30 protein-coding genes are annotated in these 20,274 nt (G+C 30.9%); 25 read left to right on the top strand and 5 right to left on the bottom strand.

Annotated elements, in window-relative coordinates:
- Positions 1–21 precede the first annotated feature (21 nt).
- From CLOPA_RS14950 to CLOPA_RS14940, 3 genes are all read left to right on the top strand, one after another.
- On the top strand, positions 22–1,284 hold the full coding sequence (locus tag CLOPA_RS14950; protein WP_015616273.1) for a M16 family metallopeptidase: 1,263 nt from the start codon (positions 22–24) through the stop codon (positions 1,282–1,284).
- Positions 1,274–2,122 (top strand): recombination regulator RecX, encoded by an 849-nt coding sequence (gene recX / locus CLOPA_RS14945; RefSeq protein WP_015616272.1) that lies wholly within the window; start codon positions 1,274–1,276, stop codon positions 2,120–2,122. Before CLOPA_RS14950 ends, recX begins: the two co-directional genes overlap by 11 nt.
- 61 nt (positions 2,123–2,183) lie before the next feature.
- Complete coding sequence (locus tag CLOPA_RS14940) at positions 2,184–3,365, top strand: transglutaminase-like domain-containing protein (protein ID WP_015616271.1); 1,182 nt, start codon at positions 2,184–2,186, stop codon at positions 3,363–3,365.
- Positions 3,366–3,438: 73 nt separating this feature from the next.
- On the opposite strand, the gene CLOPA_RS14935 is transcribed toward CLOPA_RS14940, so the two are convergent.
- From CLOPA_RS14935 to CLOPA_RS14925, 3 genes are all read right to left on the bottom strand, one after another.
- On the bottom strand, positions 3,439–4,488 hold the full coding sequence (locus tag CLOPA_RS14935) for a tyrosine-type recombinase/integrase (protein WP_041711518.1): 1,050 nt from the start codon (positions 4,486–4,488) through the stop codon (positions 3,439–3,441).
- A gap of 78 nt (positions 4,489–4,566) precedes the next feature.
- On the bottom strand, positions 4,567–5,013 hold the full coding sequence (locus CLOPA_RS14930; RefSeq protein ID WP_015616269.1) for an ImmA/IrrE family metallo-endopeptidase: 447 nt from the start codon (positions 5,011–5,013) through the stop codon (positions 4,567–4,569).
- Positions 5,014–5,035: 22 nt separating this feature from the next.
- Positions 5,036–5,503, bottom strand: coding sequence for a helix-turn-helix domain-containing protein (locus CLOPA_RS14925; RefSeq protein WP_015616268.1), 468 nt, complete (start codon positions 5,501–5,503; stop codon positions 5,036–5,038).
- 229 nt (positions 5,504–5,732) lie between these two features.
- On the opposite strand from CLOPA_RS14925, the gene CLOPA_RS14920 reads away from it, so the two are divergent.
- The 14 genes from CLOPA_RS14920 to ssb all read left to right on the top strand — a co-directional run bounded on the left by CLOPA_RS14920 (position 5,733) and on the right by ssb (position 12,254).
- Positions 5,733–5,942, top strand: a complete 210-nt coding sequence (locus tag CLOPA_RS14920; RefSeq protein ID WP_015616267.1) for a helix-turn-helix transcriptional regulator — start codon at positions 5,733–5,735, stop codon at positions 5,940–5,942.
- 14 nt (positions 5,943–5,956) lie between these two features.
- Positions 5,957–6,124, top strand: a complete 168-nt coding sequence (locus CLOPA_RS14915; protein ID WP_015616266.1) for a Sugar-specific transcriptional regulator TrmB — start codon at positions 5,957–5,959, stop codon at positions 6,122–6,124.
- Positions 6,125–6,159: 35 nt separating this feature from the next.
- Positions 6,160–6,408, top strand: a complete 249-nt coding sequence (locus tag CLOPA_RS14910; protein WP_242834203.1) for a hypothetical protein — start codon at positions 6,160–6,162, stop codon at positions 6,406–6,408.
- Positions 6,409–6,422: 14 nt separating this feature from the next.
- A complete protein-coding gene (locus tag CLOPA_RS14905; RefSeq protein ID WP_041710913.1) occupies positions 6,423–6,626 on the top strand; it encodes a hypothetical protein in 204 nt (67 codons plus the stop codon).
- A gap of 12 nt (positions 6,627–6,638) precedes the next feature.
- The gene (locus tag CLOPA_RS14900; RefSeq protein ID WP_015616264.1) at positions 6,639–7,001 is read left to right on the top strand and encodes a hypothetical protein; all 363 of its coding nucleotides are present in this window, start codon (positions 6,639–6,641) and stop codon (positions 6,999–7,001) included.
- Entirely contained in the window at positions 7,001–7,198 is a 198-nt protein-coding gene (locus CLOPA_RS14895; protein ID WP_015616263.1) for a hypothetical protein, read from the top strand. Before CLOPA_RS14900 ends, CLOPA_RS14895 begins: the two co-directional genes overlap by 1 nt.
- Entirely contained in the window at positions 7,191–7,397 is a 207-nt protein-coding gene (locus CLOPA_RS14890; protein ID WP_015616262.1) for a hypothetical protein, read from the top strand. Before CLOPA_RS14895 ends, CLOPA_RS14890 begins: the two co-directional genes overlap by 8 nt.
- Positions 7,398–7,402: 5 nt before the next feature.
- Complete coding sequence (locus CLOPA_RS14885; protein ID WP_015616261.1) at positions 7,403–7,951, top strand: sigma-70 family RNA polymerase sigma factor; 549 nt, start codon at positions 7,403–7,405, stop codon at positions 7,949–7,951.
- Positions 7,952–7,965: 14 nt separating this feature from the next.
- Positions 7,966–8,145 carry a hypothetical protein gene (locus tag CLOPA_RS14880; RefSeq protein ID WP_015616260.1) on the top strand — a complete coding sequence of 60 codons (180 nt, stop codon included), beginning with the start codon at positions 7,966–7,968 and terminating at the stop codon, positions 8,143–8,145.
- Between the two features lie 201 nt (positions 8,146–8,346).
- Complete coding sequence (locus CLOPA_RS26825; protein WP_431602583.1) at positions 8,347–9,921, top strand: AAA family ATPase; 1,575 nt, start codon at positions 8,347–8,349, stop codon at positions 9,919–9,921.
- Complete coding sequence (bet, locus tag CLOPA_RS14870) at positions 9,921–10,877, top strand: phage recombination protein Bet (RefSeq protein WP_015616259.1); 957 nt, start codon at positions 9,921–9,923, stop codon at positions 10,875–10,877. The genes CLOPA_RS26825 and bet overlap by 1 nt, the downstream gene beginning before the upstream one ends.
- Before the next feature lie 15 nt (positions 10,878–10,892).
- A complete protein-coding gene (locus tag CLOPA_RS14865; RefSeq protein WP_015616258.1) occupies positions 10,893–11,183 on the top strand; it encodes a hypothetical protein in 291 nt (96 codons plus the stop codon).
- Complete coding sequence (locus CLOPA_RS14860; RefSeq protein ID WP_015616257.1) at positions 11,180–11,803, top strand: HD domain-containing protein; 624 nt, start codon at positions 11,180–11,182, stop codon at positions 11,801–11,803. The genes CLOPA_RS14865 and CLOPA_RS14860 overlap by 4 nt, the downstream gene beginning before the upstream one ends.
- Before the next feature lie 10 nt (positions 11,804–11,813).
- Positions 11,814–12,254 carry a single-stranded DNA-binding protein gene (gene ssb / locus CLOPA_RS14855; protein WP_015616256.1) on the top strand — a complete coding sequence of 147 codons (441 nt, stop codon included), beginning with the start codon at positions 11,814–11,816 and terminating at the stop codon, positions 12,252–12,254.
- Between the two features lie 162 nt (positions 12,255–12,416).
- Here the strand turns inward: ssb and CLOPA_RS14850 are convergent, their stop codons facing one another.
- On the bottom strand, positions 12,417–12,788 hold the full coding sequence (locus tag CLOPA_RS14850; RefSeq protein WP_015616255.1) for a YmaF family protein: 372 nt from the start codon (positions 12,786–12,788) through the stop codon (positions 12,417–12,419).
- Positions 12,789–13,008: 220 nt separating this feature from the next.
- Complete coding sequence (locus tag CLOPA_RS25180) at positions 13,009–13,161, bottom strand: hypothetical protein (RefSeq protein ID WP_015616254.1); 153 nt, start codon at positions 13,159–13,161, stop codon at positions 13,009–13,011.
- A gap of 101 nt (positions 13,162–13,262) precedes the next feature.
- Between CLOPA_RS25180 and CLOPA_RS26185 the strand changes: the two genes are divergently transcribed.
- The 8 genes from CLOPA_RS26185 (at position 13,263) to CLOPA_RS14815 (ending at position 20,274) form a co-directional block, all read left to right on the top strand.
- Positions 13,263–14,123 (top strand): hypothetical protein, encoded by an 861-nt coding sequence (locus CLOPA_RS26185; protein WP_015616253.1) that lies wholly within the window; start codon positions 13,263–13,265, stop codon positions 14,121–14,123.
- A 29-nt stretch (positions 14,124–14,152) separates the two neighbouring features.
- Positions 14,153–14,317, top strand: a complete 165-nt coding sequence (locus CLOPA_RS25665; protein WP_172638621.1) for a hypothetical protein — start codon at positions 14,153–14,155, stop codon at positions 14,315–14,317.
- 29 nt (positions 14,318–14,346) lie between these two features.
- On the top strand, positions 14,347–14,535 hold the full coding sequence (locus CLOPA_RS14835) for a hypothetical protein (RefSeq protein WP_155241923.1): 189 nt from the start codon (positions 14,347–14,349) through the stop codon (positions 14,533–14,535).
- Between the two features lie 43 nt (positions 14,536–14,578).
- The gene (locus tag CLOPA_RS25175) at positions 14,579–14,740 is read left to right on the top strand and encodes a hypothetical protein (RefSeq protein WP_155241922.1); all 162 of its coding nucleotides are present in this window, start codon (positions 14,579–14,581) and stop codon (positions 14,738–14,740) included.
- Positions 14,741–15,322, top strand: coding sequence for an ERCC4 domain-containing protein (locus CLOPA_RS14830; RefSeq protein WP_015616250.1), 582 nt, complete (start codon positions 14,741–14,743; stop codon positions 15,320–15,322).
- 156 nt (positions 15,323–15,478) lie between these two features.
- Positions 15,479–18,058: a CHC2 zinc finger domain-containing protein gene (locus CLOPA_RS14825; protein ID WP_041710912.1), complete on the top strand. Its 2,580-nt coding sequence runs from the start codon at positions 15,479–15,481 to the stop codon at positions 18,056–18,058.
- A gap of 429 nt (positions 18,059–18,487) precedes the next feature.
- Positions 18,488–19,411, top strand: coding sequence for a hypothetical protein (locus tag CLOPA_RS14820; protein ID WP_015616248.1), 924 nt, complete (start codon positions 18,488–18,490; stop codon positions 19,409–19,411).
- A gap of 107 nt (positions 19,412–19,518) precedes the next feature.
- On the top strand, positions 19,519–20,274 hold the full coding sequence (locus CLOPA_RS14815) for a DNA adenine methylase (protein WP_015616247.1): 756 nt from the start codon (positions 19,519–19,521) through the stop codon (positions 20,272–20,274).

Below are 20,274 nucleotides of genomic sequence, written 5' to 3'. Positions count from 1 at the left end.
TATTAATGGCAAGGAGATTATATGGATAGAGGAATTATTAATTTTAAAGAAACTGAGCTCAGCAATGGACTAAAGCTCATAACTATAAAAAAATCTACTGATTTATTTTCAGTTCATGCAGGAATAAAAATAGGATCTATATATGAGAGAAAAGACGAGAAGGGAATAGCACATTTTGTTGAACATATGCTTTTTAAAGGTACGAAAACTAAGAGTAATGAAGTACTTAATGATGAATTTGAAGGTATAGGAGGAGAGTATAACGCCTATACTGATTATAACTGTACCGTAGTACATGCAGCTGGCTTGAAGGAAGAGCTTACAAAATCATTGTCTTTGATATCAGACATGTTAATTAATTGTAATTTTCCAGAAGAGGAAATTGAAAAAGAGAGAGAAGTAATATTAGCTGAAATCAGAACTAGTATAGATGATGTAGAAGATTACAGTTTTAAAAGAGCTCACGCAGCTGCCTATAAGAATAGTCCCCTTAAATATGAAACTATTGGAGAAGAAGGAACTGTAAAAAAATTTACAAGAAAAGATATTTATAATTTTTATCATAAATATTATGTTCCCAATAACTGTTGTATTTCAATAGTGTCTTCCTTAGAACATGAAGATTTAATTAAGCTTGCTGAGAATTATTTTGAAAAATGGTTAAGAAAGGATTTTAGAGTTAAAGATATTATTGTGGAAAATAATATTCCTATTAAAAAAATAACTTTTAAAGATAATATAGAACAAAGCAGTATTATATATATTTTTACCTTTCATGGTTTAGATGAGAAGTCAGAGTTAGCACTTAAAATACTAAATCATAAGCTTGGTGAAAGTGCAAATTCAATTTTGTTTAGAGAGCTACGAGAAAAAAGAGGTTTAGCCTACGATGTATATTCAGAATTGGATACCAGTAGTTTTGTTAAAAGCCTGTATATATATACTGCTGTAGGAAAAGAAAATATAGAAAATACTATAGCTTGTATAAATAGTTGTATAGAAAAAATTAAAAGCGAAGAGTTTTTATTTGATGTTGATACCATAAATTTAATGAAAAAGGTGTTAAAAACAGCAGTTATATTAACTATAGAGGATACTTCAGAATTGTGTAATTATGTGTTACACCAAATAATAGAAAAAGAGGATATATATAAGTTTTTAACGGATATGAAGGATTTAAAAGATATAAAAAAAGAGGATATATATGAAGCAGCCAGGACAGTGCTAAAGGATCCTACAATTCATATATTATTGCCAAAAGAGAGTGATATTTTTGAAGGATAAAATAACTAAGATAGAACTACAGAAAAAAAGAAAAGATAGAGTCAATATATATATAAATAATGAATATAGTCTTTCTTGCAGTGCTGAATTGGTTTTTTTACACTCTTTAAAAAAGGACATGGATATAGATAAGGATTATTTAGAAAAAATTATAGATGAAGAAAATTATATTAAATGTAAAAATGATGCTCTTAAAGCTATAGAACGAAGTTATAAAACTGAAAAAGAAATAAGTACAAAGCTAGTTCAGAAAGAACATAGTGAAAAAAATATAAATAAGGCCATTGAATTTTTAAGACAATATAAATTTGTAGATGATTATAGATATGTTGATTTGTACTTAAAAGAAAAAATGAAAAAACAGGGAAAAAAGAAAATAAAATATGAATTATTGAAAAAAGGCATTGAAGAAAATATTATTAATGATAAGCTTGGTAGTATTAGTAATGAGAGTGAAGTCTTTAATATGGATATATTAGCTAGAAAAAAGTATAGCATTTTGATAAAAAGTGAAGATAATTCCTTTAAGATATACAGTAAATTATTTAATTATCTTTCTAGATTAGGTTATAATAATAGTATGATAAAGGATGTTATAAAAAATATAATGGATGTCATAACTGAAAAAGATAATTATAGACAAAGTATAAAAAAGACAACGGAAGAAAATTATCAGGAACTTCATAGTATTGCAGAGAAAAGATACAATATAATACTAAAGCATGAGAGTAACTCTGTTAAAATTTATGGTAAGCTTTGGAGATTTCTAACAGCTAAGGGGTATAGTAGTGATGATGTAAAACAAGAACTAAAAAAATTAATAAATACAGATATATAGATAAAGACATATAAAGATAACATATAGAAATAGTTTCAAATATAATTTTAGAGGTGATTTTGTGAAGGTTAATCCCGTAACTTTAATTATAATAATTAGTTTTTGTTATCCAATATTAAAGGGACTTTTGTTGGGGTTCTCATCTTATAGTGCCAAAAGGGATATGGAAAATATTATTGGAAGTATATCTTTTATACTTGCTGTGTATATAGGAATCAAATATGTAAGAAACATTTTTATAGGAAATGAAAATGGTGTCGTGAATAAGATGATAAGCTATCTTCCAGATAATATAGCTTATTATTTCCAAAGTAAACCTATGATAATATATTTAATTGTTATTCCCATAGCAATCTATATAATTTATAAAATTATAAGTGTAATATTGATTTTTATAAATAATATTACTATATATCATTTAATAGATGGAATTGAAAGTTTAGTTAGAAATAAAAGCTATGTGTTTAGAAGAATAATGGGAGCTTTAGTACAAATTCCAAGGTCAATATGCTATCTTTTGGTTGTATTACTAATGTTGAATTTTGCATCAATGTTTAGTGTCAATAGTCAATTTAACAAATATTTAAGTAGTTCAAATACCTATAAATACTTATGTCAGCAATTCGTTATACCAGCTACTAATTCTAATGTTGCTAAAAAATTGCCGAAGATAATTGATGATTCTGTAAGCATTGTAGTCAAACAAAATAATTTACAAAATTTACCCAATGGTAAAATAAGCGATACTTCTCCAGGCAGAACTATTGTATATTATAATGGTGTTACTTTGGATGAAGGTATAAAATCAAATCAGCAGATAAATAATTTTGCAAGAAATTTGGTGGAGCGTGAAGGAAATACTACAAGTAAAGCAAAAAAATTATATGATTGGGAAGGTCAAAATATAGCCTATGACTATAATAAAGCTAATTTAGTTTTAAATAATAATTTTGACATACAATCTGGTGCCATACCAACCTTTGAATCCAGAAAGGGAATTTGTTTTGATTATGCGTGTTTATATGTAGCTATGGCTAGAGCTGATAATATGAAGGTAAGACTTGTAACAGGTGAAGGTTTTAATGGAGTAAGTTGGGTAAGTCATGCTTGGAATATGGTTTATATTCCTGAAACAGATAAATGGATTAATGTGGATACTACTTTCTCAAAGGGTGGAAACTATTTTAACAGTAGAATCTTTGATTTAGATCATAGAAATGCTAAGATTATTGGAGAATGGTAAGAAAAATCTCTCTTAACCGTTTAAAATGCTCATTTTTAGCACAATATAAATGAGTAAATGTACTAAAAACGTACTAGTATAAATCATCAAGCTTATTTGCAACAGCACTATCCTTGTTAGGATATAAATGAGAATATGTGTCTATAGTTGTTTGTGGATTTTCATGACCTAACCTTTCTGCAATTAATAGTGGAGTAAAACCAAGTTCAATGAGTAAAGATGCATGGGAGTGTCTCAGGTCATGAATGCGGATTTGTTTTACTTCACTTTTTTTGCATATTCTTTTTATTTCTCTGCAAATGAAATCTTTTGTAAAGGTAAAAATTCTTTCATTGCTTCCAGTTTCGTAAACTTTGTTTTTATATATTTCTATGTCTCTGCAGAGAAAGTCAGAAAGTGAAACATCTCTTTTGCTTTTAGGCGTCTTAGGATTATTTATATAATCTATTTTATTTATTCTTGCATAAGTTTTAGTGATATGGAGAATTTTATTTTCAAGGTCAATATCTTTCCATGTAAGAGCCATTAATTCACCACTTCTTATTCCTGTCCAAAATAATATTTTAAAAGCTAATGTAGCCATGGGCTTAGAACTATATTCTATAAACTTTTTAAATTCATCTAAAGTCCAAAACTTCATACCATCTGCATTTTTCTTACCAATAGTACCCGCCTTTATATCTGGGTTACTACTTAGATTATAATATTTTATTGCGAAATTAAATATTGCGCTCAATTGATTATTTATATTTTTTAAATATGTTTGGGAATAATCTTTTTTTATCATTTCATTTTGCCATTTTCTTACATGATTAGCTGTAATGTCGCTTGTACGCATTTTACCGAAGTAAGGCTTTATTTTTAAATCTACTATATATTTCTTGCATTGCAATGTAGTAGCTCTTATTCTAGTCGCTGCATCCTCCATGTATAAGTCTGCAAGAGCACCAAAATTTATATCGCAATTATTTTGCTGTTTTTCTAAAAATTTTCTTTCAAAAGCTTTAGCTTCACTTTCTTTCTTAAATCCTTCTTTTTTCTTTTTCTTTTTGGCACCGGTCCAATCCGTATAATAGAATGAACAATACCATGTACCTTTTTCCTCATTTTTATAAGTTGGCATAAAATCATCTCCTTTATTTAATACAAACATATGTTCTGCTGAATGGTAAAAAAATATACTCACATACAAACCACCTCCCTAAATTTCATTAAATAGTTGCTTTAAGGCTTTTTCAGGTAGCTCTAAACAACTAGATATCTGTTCCATTGTCATTTCATATAATTGAATTTCATCAAATTTAATATTATTAAATTTAAAGGCGAAATAATTAGCTTGTCTCTCTAATTTGCCTTTATTTATTAAATCTCCATTAAAAGCGGCACTGCCTATACTTGTATGAACTACGGCATGGCATACTTCATGAGATATAACAAATCTTGCATATTTTACAGCGAAGTCATTTCTTATAAATATCACTTCTCTATTGAAAAAATTTCTATTATAAACAGATTCATTCCCTAGTAAGATTGCATTATTAGGCTCTAATTTTACAATGTCGATACCAAGATAATCGCAAACTTCATATATATCATTACTTCCACATTCTTCTATTAATCCTAAAATGATACTATCAATCCAATTCATAACCTTTCATCCTCAATACTAACTATTTCTTATATTTATACCCCAAAAGTTTTAATTGATTTAATAGTTCATTAGCAAAATCCATGATTTCTTCATCGCTCATTTTATTTGCATCAAAACCACCAAAGCCCATTATAGCGGGCTGGCTTAATACAAATTTCATAGCTTCCTGAGGTGTTTTAAATTCAAAACCATCTTTAAGCAGCATACTTTTATATTTTCCTTTTTCTGATTCATAATATTCTTCAGACGCCTGATCCATAGGGGGCTCATTTTTGTCCGCAAAGAAATCACTTACAGGAACTTTTAATGCATTAGCAAGTTTTTGCAAAGTTTCAGCTGTGGGGTTGCTATTATTATTTTCAATTTCACTTATAGTGGATTTTGATAAGCCTGTTATTTCTTTTATATCCATAATTGATAATTTTTTAGATTTTCTAATTTCTCTAATTTTATTCCCTATCTTTTTTACATTATTATTTGCATCCATATTAATCACCTTTAATTTTTATTTGGTACTGTATACCGTACTTTTATTATAGCACAGAGTTCGGTAAAGTAAACAAGAAATTTTAAGGAATTGTAAGAAAATTTAAGCATTAGAGAGAAGGTTCGGTTTAACAGTCATTTTTGTTCTGTATACAGGTAATTACACAATAGCATTAAGTTCGGTATGGTGGTAATATTTAATCATACCGAACAACAAGGAGGTGCAGAAAATGAATAATACTATAAGGGAAATAATCAAAAATAAAAATCTTAAAACAATTGAGGTCATAAGGAAAGTTGGAGTTGCTAAATCCTATTTTTATGATGTAATGAACGGAGCTTCTATACCTTCACTCCAAATAGCTAGAAGAATTTCAGACGAACTTGAGGTTCCTTTAGACGAACTTTTTCCTGAAGAAACCTTTGAAACTAGAAATTAAGAGAGGTGGCGAAAATGTCAAGTTTTTACAGAGTAGAAGATATTACTAAAATCTTAGATATATCTACATCCAAGGCATATAAAATTATCCAGCAATTAAACAAAGAGCTTAAAGATAAAGGCTATGTAACTATTGCCGGGAGAATACCTATCAAATATTTCAAAGAAAAATATTATTGCTAAATAATCACTTCGGAAAATAACTGTTCATTTCTTGGGTGCCGCAATGGCTAAAAAGTAAAAAGAGGGCGATAAAAGTGTTTGAAGCTAAGAACATAAAGAATTATAACAGATTAGGCCCAAATGCCAAGAAAGCGTTCGATAATTTTCTAAGGAAATTCTACAATGCTTGGGAATATCCTGAGGATCATAAACCAGTTGCAGTAAATATGTGCAAGGGATTCTTAAAAGTAGATCTAAATGATGGTAGCTGGCTTCACGTTACTCCAAGTGGAGAGTGGTATTAAAAGGGGTGATGATTTTGAACAAATACCAAAAGGTTATAAATCAAATTGTAAAAGACCATCTTCAAAAGACCTTTATACCATTATCCTTTACATGTGTTAGAAAAGTAATTCGTAAAAAATTTAAAAGAGTAACTAATGGATATGGCTATAAGAGCCTTAGATTTTCAACGTTACTAAAAATCAAACAGTATGGCAAGGATCATGAATTTAGAGCATAGGAGGTGAAATCATTGAAGATTAATGAAAACTACAAAATTGAAGCCATTGACGAAAGAAATGTTTGCATCATGGAGAGAAAAGTTCCAAAGGAAGAGCCGGGAAAAGAGCCAAAGAAACATTATTGGAAAACAGAAGGCTACTATCCTAACATAGAATTTGCTCTTAAGAGTTTAGTTACAAAAGAGATTAATGGTACTGGAATAAAAGGTCTAAAGACGATTACAGATAAGATTAAAGAGCTTCATGAACTTATGGAAGAACTTAATTATAAAACGGCTATGGAGCTACTGGAATATAAGAAAAAGAATAAGGAGCTTGAGGCGACCATTGAGGAAATGTCAGAGAGAATTTTAGATTTGGAGGCATGTGAATAGTGCCAAGAAAAGTTAATGTTGATGTAAATAGAGCCAAACAGCTTTATGAAAAATATGGAACACTTTCAAGAGCGGCGTTAAGTTTAGATTGCTCACCAACTCATCTAAAGAAAGTTCTTGTTAATGCTGGCGTTGAAATCAATCCTTACAAAGCTGAAAAATGGAATATGAAGTCAGGAGGATGGAATAATGGCTAAGAAATTTTTACCCGGTCTTAAGTATGTGTTTACTAAAAAGAATTTTATTAAAAGATTTGGCAAGGAAGAATATAGGAAAAGCAAAACATGGGTTAACAAAGCGAATGGTAACAACGTTAAGGTAACAGGTATTTGCAGTGGCGATGTTAGAGGTTTTTTAGTAATCCCCGAGTGGTGCAAATGCATAGGAAAGGAGTAAAGGAAATGATTGATGTTCAAGATCATTTAGGACTTGCAAAGCTTCAGGCAGGTAGGATATATAAAAAATTTCAATTGTCTTATAGATATGACTTTGATGACATTCTTCAAATGTGTCATGTTGGACTAATAAAAGCTGCACAAAAATTTGATAAAACTAAAGGGTATACATTTAGTACTTATGCCTTAAGCCTAATGTATGGTTATGTATTAAACACTATTTTGAGAGATAAATATTATCCATCTGCAGAGAGAAATGGAAGTTTAAATTCACATGTCCTTAGCTTAGATATTAATGTTAACAACTCTATGGATAAAGAAGTTACTTATAAAGATGCCATTATGGATAAACAAGAATTTTATACTGAATTTACTGGTATTTTAGTAAGAACTGCTTTAGAAAAATTGCCCAGTAAACATAGAGAAGTTATAAAACTTAGATACTTTCAAGGAAAAACTCAAATGCAAATAGCAAAACTATTTGGGACTAGTCAAACTACAATTGGACGGTTTGAAAAAGAAGGCCTTACCAAATTAAGGAGATACGTAAGTTAGGAGTGGTAAATGCAATGATAAGAAAATTACTGGAAAAGCAAGGACTTAAAATGTCAGACCAAGAGTTTAATGAAGTCATGCAAGAAACTCAAAATGATATTAGAGAAAATCATCTTAGATTCGGTGTTAGGACTTCAAGAAAATATCTGTTAAAGGTGGCAATTATTTATTATGGAATTTCAAAGAGTATATAAAAAAAGAGCTCTTAGAAAAAGAGCCAATAAATAAAATAGTGTATCCCTATTCTACTATGGAATGAGGGTAAAAGTCAAATAGGAGGAAATATAAATGCAGGTAAATATAAATAAGATAGCCATAAAAGGCTTTAAAGGCTACGTAGACGAATGTGAATTTGTCTTAGGTAAAAGAGAACATTAGTAAGTGGTGATAATGGTCTGGGAAAGTCTAGCATAGGTGAAGCAATAGCGTGGGCTATAACTGGTTGTGATATTAACGGAAATGAAAAAGCTACAGCAAGGCATGTTAATGATAAAAAGCCGAAGTTAACTGAGGTCGTACTTGATTTCGAGATAGATGGAACGCCACAAACTTTAATCAGGAGAAAGAAAGGCTCCAGTAATGAGATTTATCTAAATGATGTTAAGGTAACCAATAATGATATCTCAAAGGACCTTTATAAGAGCAAAGATGTTTTCCTCAGTATATTAAATCCTTATTACTTTCCTAATTTAGCTCCAAAAGATGCAAAGAATCTTTTATCCAGTATCTTAAAGCCAATAAGCAAGGAAGAAATATTTGCAGAGCTAGGGGACTTCTTAAAGGAAAAATTAGAAAAGAATAAATTTAGAACTCCTGAGACTTTTCTTACAGATAAGAGAGCAGAGCTTAAGGACCAGGAAGAAAACATTATATTCTTAGAGGGGGTCATTGAAGGTGCCAAACCTATAGATATTTCTGAAAGAAAGAGTTTTGATAATACAGAGCTGAAGAATCTCAAAGAACAACTCAAAACTTTGGAATCAGTAATTAAAGATCCTAAGTTTGATGAATTAGAAAATAAAAAGAGAAAATTACAATTAGAACTTTCTAAAGGATATTTTGATGTAAAGCCTATAAATGATACTAAGTGGCATAAAGCAGAGAAGGACAGTTTACTTAAGAGATTTAAAGAGATTAAAGCCAAAATATCTAATCTTGGTAAGAATGTAGTTACTTGCGATAACTGCGGCAATGAAATTGACCTTAATGCGACTCTAAAAGCTAATTTAGAAAAAGAATTAAAGGATATACAAATTAAAGGTGTTGCCAAGAAAAAAGAAATAGAAGAATGGGAGAAAGAAAATGAAATTACCAAGGCTGAAAATGCGAAAGTAGTTCAGGAATGGGAGATAGGACTTAAATATCAAATAGAAGCCATTCAAAAAGAAATAAGTGAACTTGCAGCAGAAAAATCAAAAGAGGAAGAATCCAGAAAAGAGAAAATCACATCAATAAAAGCAAAAGTATTAGAGCTTGATGAGGAAGAGAGAAGAATTTTTGCTCATAACTCAAATATAGAAGCTCTTGAAAAGCAGAATGAAAAAATCAAGCATGATATAGAAAAATCCAAGAGAGAAATTGAAAACTCCAAGCTAAAAATAGCAGAATTAAAAGTTGCTATAGATGCCGGTAAGCAGTACAACTCTATAAAACTTAAAAAGCAAACTGAGATTATAGGTAAGTACCTAGATAAAGTAGAGTTGCAATTTGAAAAATTAACCAAAGATGGAGAGCTTAAAGATGATTTTAAAATCCTATATGAAGGTAGAGAATTCAATAAGTTATCTAATGCAGAAAAAATAAAGGCTGGACTTGAAATGAGTAACTTTGTTTCAAATATGATGGACTTACATTTCCCAGTTTTTATAGATAATGCAGAGAGCATTACAGTTATACGGGAATTAGATACACAAATGATTATGGCCAAAGTAGTTGAAGGTCGAGAATTGAAAGTTGAGGTGCTTAAATAATGAGAAATGATAATACTGATGTTTTAGCAATGGGTAGAGTTGAGTATGAAGTTAATGGAACTCCAATAAAACTAACTTCTACTATAGTAAAAAAATATTTAGTGAGCGGTGATCCAACACGAGTTACAGATGAAGAAGTAGGAGTTTTCCTCCAATTATGCAAAGGTCAAAAATTAAATCCATTCTTAAGAGAAGCATATCTAGTAAAATTCGGCAATAAGCCAGCAGCCATGATAGTTGGCAAAGATACTTTTACCAAGAGAGAATTAAGAAATCAAGATAGTGAAGGACATGAGGCAGGAATAATAGTTGTTAATCTAAAAAAAGAGGTTGAGCAGAGAAGCGGAACATTCTATCTTAAAGGTCAAGAAATGCTAGTTGGTGGATGGGCTAAAGCTTACAGAAAAAATAAAAAATTCCCTACTGAAATTACAGTTACATTAGATGAATATATAGGCAAAAAAGCAGATGGTACAACAAACTCTAACTGGACCCAAAGACCGGCAACGATGATAAGAAAGGTCGCATTAGTCCAGGCTCTTAGGGAAGCATATCCAGAAGAATTTGAAGGTTTGTATGTAGCTGAAGAAATGAATGTTGATGATAAAGATTTAAACACTGAGCCAGTAGATCCTGAAAAGGAAATAGAAAAAGAAAATGAGGTACCAGAGCAGCCAAAGCCAGTACAGAGAGAGCAAAAAGAATATTTGATGCAGCTAGGAGCTCAAAAGGGACTTGTAATTGGTGAAGGTAAAGAAGCAGATGTAAGTAAGCTTGAAGCACTAGCAAATGAGCACAAAATAAGTCTTAGAGGGTTAACTTATGAAAGTGCAAATACTCTTCTAAAATTAGTTGAAGAATACACTGAGGTTGTAGATGTTGAGGTAACTCCTGTAAATGATGATCCTGGACCTGATGCTCCACCAGAAGATGAGAGTGACACGGAACCATTTTAATTAAGAGGTGATCTCATGATTTCAAATGCAAATATATTTTTAGAAGAAAATGACAAGTATTCATTCAAGCCATTAGACCGCAATAGTGACAATATTATATTTAAGTTTTCAGATGGAACGTGGATAACTGGCACATGGGACGCATTTAATAAACTTTTTCACACAATAGATGAAATGCTGCACGAAGAAAAAGAAACCTATATATCATTACAGGATAGATTATCAGAAGTAGAAACAAAAGCAGATAAGCTTCAGGAAGAAAATGATTATTTACGAACAAAGCTATCTATAAGGAGGCAAGCATGAAAGATATAAAGGTAGTTAAAGAACAAATAATAAATCTTTTGAGTAATGTCAAAAGAGAAAATATAGATAAGGTTGTTAAATATTTGGTAGAGGGCGATTTTTTTACCGCCCCCGCTTCAACCAGATTCCATGGAAATTTTTCAGGAGGACTTGCAGAGCATAGTTTTAATGTCTATGAATTATTCAAAAGAAAAAATGAAATATATGATTTTGGACTAAGCTATGACACGGTTACAATTTCTTCATTGCTTCACGATATTTGCAAAGTGAATTTTTATACTGTTTATGACAAGAACGTTAATATTGCAAAAACAGGTGAAAAACCGAAATGGATTAAAACACCTGCGTATGGGGTTAATGATTTAATGCCTATAGGACATGGTGAAAAGAGCGTTATATTGCTTCAGCAATTTATAAAACTAACTAAAGAAGAAGTTATCCTTATCCGTTGGCATATGGGTGGCTATGAAGCTAAAGAAAATTTAAATACTATAAGTACAGCTTGGAATATGTATAAAGCTGGTGTTGCTCTCCATACAGCAGATTTGGAATCTAGTTATATATTAGAGGATCATTTTGAACCTGGCGAAAATAGTAACCAAGTTAAATTTAAACAGTGAGGTGAAATAAATGAACAGAGTTGTTTTAATAGGTAGACTCACAAAGGATCCGGAACTTAAATTTACGCCCGGTTCCGGAAATGCAGTTTGCACATTTACTTTAGCAGTAGATAGGAATTTTACTGACAAAAATACGGGAAAAAGAGAAGCAGATTTTATTCCCATAGTGGTATGGGGCAAAACAGCAGAATCCTCAGCAAATTATTTAAACAAAGGCAAACTTGCTGGAATCTCAGGAAGAATACAGACCAGGAATTATGAAGCTAAAGACGGTCATAGAGTTTACGTTACTGAAATAGTGGCTGATGAGGTACAGTTCCTTGAATGGGATAAGAAACCAGTTGATGGAGAGATAAATAATCAAGGCGGAAAAGTTCTTGAACCAGTAAAGAATACTGATACTGAATACGGAGATATTACACCCATAGATGATGGGGACATTCCATTCTAGTTCGGAATTTGAATATAGTACGAATCTTCAGGCGGTGAAACAATGGAACTGAATAGAGTAATTAATATTGATTGTTTAGAAGATACTTAAACAAAAGGGCAACAATTATAGAATAGATTTTAAAAAGAGACGACCTTAAAATAGCCATCTCTCCAAGTGTACTTATACAAGAGGACTGTCAATCTGAGTAGTAAAAAGAAAGTTATGGTTGTGCCCATCATCAATTGTTGTAGCGCCGCTAACAACGTGCACATGTTTATTAGTACCAGGTATTGGTATATTAGGCCCAGTTGTTACTCCAATTTCATGGTGATGATCAAGAAAATCGGTATTACTCAATATTGCATGCACATGGTTATTAGTACCAGGTATTGGTATAACTTCACTTGTAACTCCTGCTACTCGGTGATTGTGTCTATCGTCTCCTTCTTCAGCTAATTTAGTACTCTGTTCAAATTCATGTACATGAGTCTGTGTTCCAGTGCACTTAAGTTGTTGTTTAGATTGTGACACATCGTTTATTGAATTAGGCATAATTTATCCCTCCCACAAGATAATAAGAATAGTTTTGTTTACTTTTTTATTATACGTTGAGCATATCGGAGAGGTTCATATTTTTTCACTATATAGCTATACACATAAGAAATGAGATTACACTTTTGATAAAATGGCGAATTAACTAGGATTGAAGATGTACTTTAATAATTAAATAGGCTTAGTGATATTAATAGGTTGATTTGTTTGGTGTTGTTATTTAATATGACCCATCTATTCTAGGATGAATAATTTTAGGCCTGATAACTTGATTGTTATTCTGCTTTTGATTTATATTTTTATACCTAGTGTAATAACAGAATGATACTATAAGCACACTAAAGACTAATGTTAAAAGTAATTTTCTTTTCATAGTTAAGGCCTCCATAAATTATTAATATAAGATAATTTTATAATTAATATACAGAATTTGCAAGTTGTTTGAAAATAAGACATATTAAAGGCGGGTGAAGAATGGAAATTAGATTAGTTGATATTGATAGCAAAATGCCTAATATTGCTCTTATGAAAATATCAGCATATCACAAAGCAAAAGGTGATGATGTAGCATATCATAGTCCTTTACTTGATGCCTTTGCCAAGATAGATAAAGTGTATGCTAGTAAGTTATTTAAATTTACTGATGATTATAAATACTATCCTGATGCTGAAATAATCAAAGGAGGCACAGGATTTGACATTAAATCAAAACTTCCATTAGAAATTGATAGTATAAGAAAGCTAGATTATTCTATATATCCTCAACATGATTATTCAATGCAGTTCTTTAGCAGGGGGTGTATAAGAAATTGCCCATTCTGTGTAGTGAGAGAAAAAGAGGGTTATATATGTCCAGTAGAGCCTATGGAACTTAATCCCAAGGGTAATCACATGGAAGTATTAGACAATAATTTCTTTGCTAATCTTGAATGGAAAACAGCAATTAATAAATTATTAGAGTGGAAGCAGCCAGTAAATTTACATGGTGTTGATGTGCGGATCATGGACGAAGAGCAGGCATTTTATTTAAATAAGCTAAAGCATTATAAACAAATACACATAGCGTGGGATAATACTAAGATAGATTTATTACCTAAGCTAAAAGAAGTAATTAAATATATTAAACCTTACAAAATCATGTGTTATGTACTTATAGGCTATTGGAGTAGTGAGGAAGAAGATTTATACAGGGTGAAAAGGTTAAATGAACTAGGGATTAGTCCTTTTGTAATGCCTTTTGATAAAAGCGATAATTACCAAAAGAATTTTGCTAGATGGGTAAACATGAAAGCAGTTTTTAAAACAGTAAAATGGGAGGAATACAGAGTAAGTTAATGCGGAATGCAAATATTGGAGAGATATATATGGCTAAAAATATTCTTTGGAAGTATGATTCAGAACTTGGGTATGCTTATTTCTGCCCTAAGTGCAAAAAGTTTTTATGTATGCATGAGAAAACATGTAAATGCGGACAAGAGATTGATTGGTCTAATCCAGTTCAATATAAGGGTAAGGTTAAGTGGAAATAGTTCAGAATATAAAAAATGGGGGGATAAATTTGATTATTGAAGAAACGGAAAGACACTTAGTTATGGCAAGTGTAAATTTAAAACATGCTATTTTAGAGTTAAAAAATATACCTTGTAAATGCAATGAAGATGAAAGTTGTTGGAGATGTGACTTGCTTGATGAAGTGAGAAGTGTGAGAAAAGATATTAATGATGAAATATCAGAAAAATTTTGTTAGTAGTTCGACCTGCAAATATTATCCGAAATAAGGTGATATAAAATTGATTTTTTATAAGTGTGATGTTTGCGGTTTAATAACAAATAGAATTTTTAAAAGATGTCCTGAGTGCGGTGTTGAAAGTGCAAAAACTAAGCAGGAAGTTGGGTATTGTTGTAATCAGATATTATCAAATGACAATCAATTAATAAAAGAAGGTGAATGAATGCATTACAAATTTTCAGAAACAGAAATCAAGAAGCTCTTAAAAGAAAACTTCATGATTCTATATGATACCAGAGAGCAAATTAACGGTCATATCTTGGATTACTTGGATAAAAAGAAAGTCCCCTATAAGAAGAAAAAGATTGATGAAGGAGACTACACCGCAATCATAACCAAGAGACCTGAAATGGGAATCTACAGAGATTTATATTTTCCAGTGGCAGTAGAACGCAAAAATTCCATAGATGAACTTGCCGGAAATCTTGCCGAAGAAACTGACACGCATGATGATGTAAGACTTATCAGAGAACTTCAAAGAGCAAAGACCAAAGGCATTAAGATTTATTTAATCATTGAAGATAAGAACGGTATGGAGAATATAAAGACAGGCAATTACAGGAGTCTATATACTCCAAAAGCTCTTTTAGGAAGGCTATCAAGTATACAGGACCTATATTTATATGACACCATATTCACTGAAAGAATCAACTCAGGTTTTGAGATTTACAGGAAACTTTACTATAGTGTCAGGAATTTCTTAAAGGAATTGGATACGGATTTAAGTCCGGAAATAGAGGCGTAGAGATATGAAGTATCACTCAAGAACTTATTATTTAAAAAGAATACCTTATTATTTTAAGAAACACGATACATGGGCGGTTCTTATGTGTATCAGATGTACAATTAACCCTAATTTGAAATAGTTAATAAATTTGATTTTACTTAGAAAAGAGGTGAGATGGTGGAAATACAGGATATAGATTTAAAAGAACTTATAGAAAGAGAAATAGGAGAACATTTCAATCGGCAGGGATACATTAGATGTCCCTTCCATAATGAAAAAACGCCCTCACTCTCTGTTAAGTTTTTTCCAGATGCCAATAAGGAACGGTTTAAATGTTGGGGTTGTTCTGAAAAAGGGGATGCCATTGACTTTATAATGAAACTTAAAAACTTTGATTATACTGAAGCTAGAGAATATTTAGGACTTCCAGTAGAAAAGAATGGTCAAGAGCAGCAGGCTGAAAAAATCAAAAGTTATATTGAATGGCAAATAGAAAAATGTGATTTTAGGAAAGGTCAAAAGCTTCTTGGGTTATTTGAATTTGCTAATGGTAAAAACGAGGTCGTATATTATAAAGCAAAATTCTTAAAATCCGACGGAAAGAAAGATTTATCTTACTATCATGTAGAAGATGACAAGGTAATCAATAAACGTGGAACGGATGAACTCATATATAACTATTACAGCGTTTTGGAGGGCATTAAAGATAATAAGATAGTAATTATATGTGAGGGTGAAAAAGATGCCAACAAACTCAACAGTATGCTTAAAAAGGATAAGTATGTTGCTACAAGTATTAAAGGTTGCAAAGACTTAACTATTCTTGAAGGTGCTAAGATTTATGTTTGCAGCGATACTGGTGAAGCTGGAGAAAAATATAAGTGGCATATATACAATGAACTCTTTGCGTGTGCCAAAGCATTTAAGTTTATCAATCTTCCAGGAATAAAGAATTTAGGAGACAACAAAGATGTTACGGACTGGTTAGATGCTGGCCATGATAAATTTGATTTACTGAAGGCTTTTGGTAGATCCTTAGATTTGAAGAATAAATATGAGTTGCAGCAAGATAGAGAAGGAATTTATAAAATAGTTCGTAAAGTTAAAAAAGATGATGTTGAAGAAAATAGAATTAATATAACCAATTTTAGGCTTATTAAGGCAACTAGAATTAGCTTTGAAGATGAAGAACAAGAAGGAGTTAAGCTAGTTTTAAAATCTCCTACAGGTAATGTCATAGAAAAAATAGGGTCTTCCACGGTTTTTGATGATCTAAAGAGCTTCAGAAATTTCTTAGGGACCATAGACCTTAGTTTTTCAGGAAACATGGATAATTTGGTAGAGCTTAAAAGCTGGATAAACAATTATTTTGCTCTTGAAGTAGAAGAAATTCACCAGGGGGTCAAATTTAAAGAGAAAAATGAAGAGTTGCTTTTCATAACCAATGATGGAGCTATAGGTAAGAATGGGACCACTGAAACTATAAAGGCTGATAAGAGGAATAACGCTGATGTTATAGGGATAGAACCCATAAGCGCTGAAGAACTTAAGAAACTCAAAAATCATATTTTAAGGTTTGCAACTCCTGAAAAAACAATCTCCATTATAGGCACAATTATAAATGATCTAGCAATATATCAGAATCAGAAAATGAAGGAAAAGTTGCATCATTTGTTAATCGTAGGCGAGAGCGGCAGTGGTAAGAGTACAATCTTAGAAAATGTTATAGCTCCAATCTTAAATTATCCGAAAAGAGATATAAAAAGTATTGGTTTAATTACTCCATTTGCACTTATAAAGGGATTATCAGACGGAAATTACCCAATGCTATTTGATGAATTTAAGCCTTCCAGTCTAGACAGATATAAGGTTGCAAAACTTTCTGAGACTCTTAGAAATTTATACGATAGGGCCACTATAAGCAGGGGCGATAAATCCTTTAAATCAAAAGACTTTCAGCTTAATAGGCCATTAGTGTTGGTTGGTGAAGAAAGTTATCCTAACCAGGAGAAAGCATTAATTGAGAGAAGCTGTATTGTATATCTATCCAGAAGGGAAAGAGAAGAAAAACATACTGAAGCTATGGAGTGGATAATTGCCAATGAAGAGATTTTGAATAAATTTGGTAGAAGTCTTATAGATACAATTCTCAATCTTAACGTGGATGAATATAGAGAAATAAGAAAATCGGCGAAACAATCCATTAAAGGATTAAGCAACAGACCCTTAAATACTGCTCTCAATATATGTTGTGGCATTGAGATATTTAATATTTTATTTAAAAAACATAATCTAAAACCTATAACTAAATATGAAGATCATGTGATTAAAAATATAGAAACTGAGATACTTGATGGCGGAGCTGATGCACATTCAACAGTGGAACAAATGTTAATTCTCTATAACGATATCGTTGAGGATAAAAGAGCAGAAGGAATTAACGCGGTGGAATGTCGAGGTGATGGGGTGTTTATTAAAACTTCTGAAATGCTTAATCAGATAAGAGTCCATATAAGGAATACAAGTCTAGGAATAAATATTCTAGATAGTAAAGATTTTAAGAAGCAGGCAGCAAAAGCCGGATATTTAGAAGGTCTCTCTAATAAATTGATAAAGGTTGATGGCAAGCCAATGAGATTTGATACTTATAACAAAAAAATGCTACTTAATCTAAAAGTATACGGAATTGTGCCGCCGGACGCTTTGGACGTTACGGACATGGAAGGTGAGAGTAATATAATTCCATTCAGATAAAAAGAAAAGGTAACATTTTTCATAAAGCTGATAAACCGTTGGTATGATTGGCATCAATGGCATTAATATAAAAAAAGGTAACATAAATTTAATAAAATGTTACCTTAATGTTACCAAAAATGTTACCGCTGAAAATGGCTATATTACTAACTTTATACTATATATTTATATATATATATTTAAAAGTAACATAAAATAAAATATTAATTTGACGCAGTTCGCAGAAATAGAAATATGGATATATGATACTTTTGCAATTCATTACTTTAATGTGTGAAAGGGGGTATCCTTCTAAATCACGACTTCGTGGTGAGCCGCTCCATGGGTTCCACATTTTCTACAAAATTTTAAAAAGTCAGGCATTAAAAAGAGGATTCTTATAGTTTTGTGTTGAATATTAAAGAAAACTATGGAAAAGGAGAATTTTATATGCCCGATGAATCAGAAGAGACTAAAAAAAAGAAAAAATGTTTTATAGTTACCCCTATAGACGAAGAAGGGAGTCCTATGAGGAGGCACATAGAGGGAATTATAGATTCAGCTATATTCCCTGTGTTAGAGAATGATTATAAAATTGATGTGGCTCATAGAATATATACGCCTGGATCAATAGGAAAACAGGCCATTTCAAGCATTTATGAAGCAGACTTAGTTATTGCTAATTTAACAGGGCTTAATCCAAATGTAATGTATGAATTAGCTTTTAGACATGCACTTAGAAAACCTGTTATAACAATTATGGAAAAGGGTGATAAGAAGTTGCCATTTGATGTTGTTACAGAAAGAACTATATTTTATATAAACGATTCTAAAGGAGTATTGGAATTGAAAGAGGAGTTAAAAAAGCAAGTAGAAGCTTTAAAAATTATAGACTGTAATACACTTGATAATCCAATATTTTCAGCGCTGGAAAGTACTATAGAAGAAAAAAATATATTGGGAAAAATAAAAGAATCTGAGCCAATTGATGCCAATGCAGTAAAATACATTTTAGATAGACTTGATAAAATAGAAAATAAAATAGAAAATAATAATAAATATAACAATTCAAGAAATTTTAATAAAAAATTAATCAGAATAATTATAAAGAATAATGAAAAATTATCATATGATATACGTAATAGTATTTCAAATATGATTAGTAATATGATAATGACTATTGATAATACCAATAGTACGTCAATAAGAAATACAGATTATGGTTTTGAATTTATGATGAATCAATATAATAACAGCGATTACATGCTTGAAAGTATTATTAAAAATATGCTTACAGAAGCTCTATTTAAAATTGGTATTGACAATATTAATTTTAAAATAAACATAATAGATATTGAGAAATCTAGCAATTAAATTTTTAAATAAAAAGAACCTACATGAAGTACTTTGTATACAATTCTTTATTTTGGTGTGACGGGCGGTGTGTAATTAACCCAATATCAAAATAAGGAAGTGGTAGTATGTTAAAGCCGCCTATTAATAGAATGGGAGGAAAAAGTAAATTAAGAAAAACCATAATAAATATGTTACCCGATCATGTTTGTTATGTGGAATTATTCTTTGGTGCAGGATGGGTATACTTTGGCAAAGACCCTGCAAAGGTTGAAGTCATTAATGATATAGATAAAGAATTAATAAATTTATTCAGAATGATAAAATATCATGCACCTGAAATTAAGAGAATGCTGCAGTATGAATTCTCAGATAGAGACATATTTGAAGAATATAAAAATTATAGTTTAGAAAACCTCACAGAAATCAATAGAGCTGTGAGGTTTTTATATTTAATAACTCAAAGTTTTGGAAGTAAGTGTGGTAATTATGGATATGGAACTAATGCAGTACCAAAACAGCAGATATTTCATACAGAAACTTTAAATGATTTAAAGGAAAGGCTGAAAAACACATATGTTGAAAATTTAAGTTTTGAAAAAATAATAGATAAGTATGACAGAGAATATACCTGTTTCTTTGCAGACCCTCCATACTTTGAAACTGCAGGCTATGGTAATGAGTTTGGAGAGAAAGAACATTTACTACTTAGAGATAAGTTAAGCAATATAGAGGGTAAATTTATTTTAACTATAAATGATAACCTTCAAGTAAGAGAATGGTATAAAGATTTCAATTTAAAAGAAGTTGAAGTGAATTATTCTGTTTCTAGGAATGAGAAAGCAAGAGGCAAATACAAGGAACTAATTATCACTAACTATTGA

This window comes from Clostridium pasteurianum BC1, assembly GCF_000389635.1.
Lineage (GTDB): Bacteria > Bacillota > Clostridia > Clostridiales > Clostridiaceae > Clostridium_I > Clostridium_I pasteurianum_A.
The sequence above is the reverse complement of the archived record's forward strand: the minus strand, read 5'-3'. Positions and strand labels throughout refer to the sequence as shown.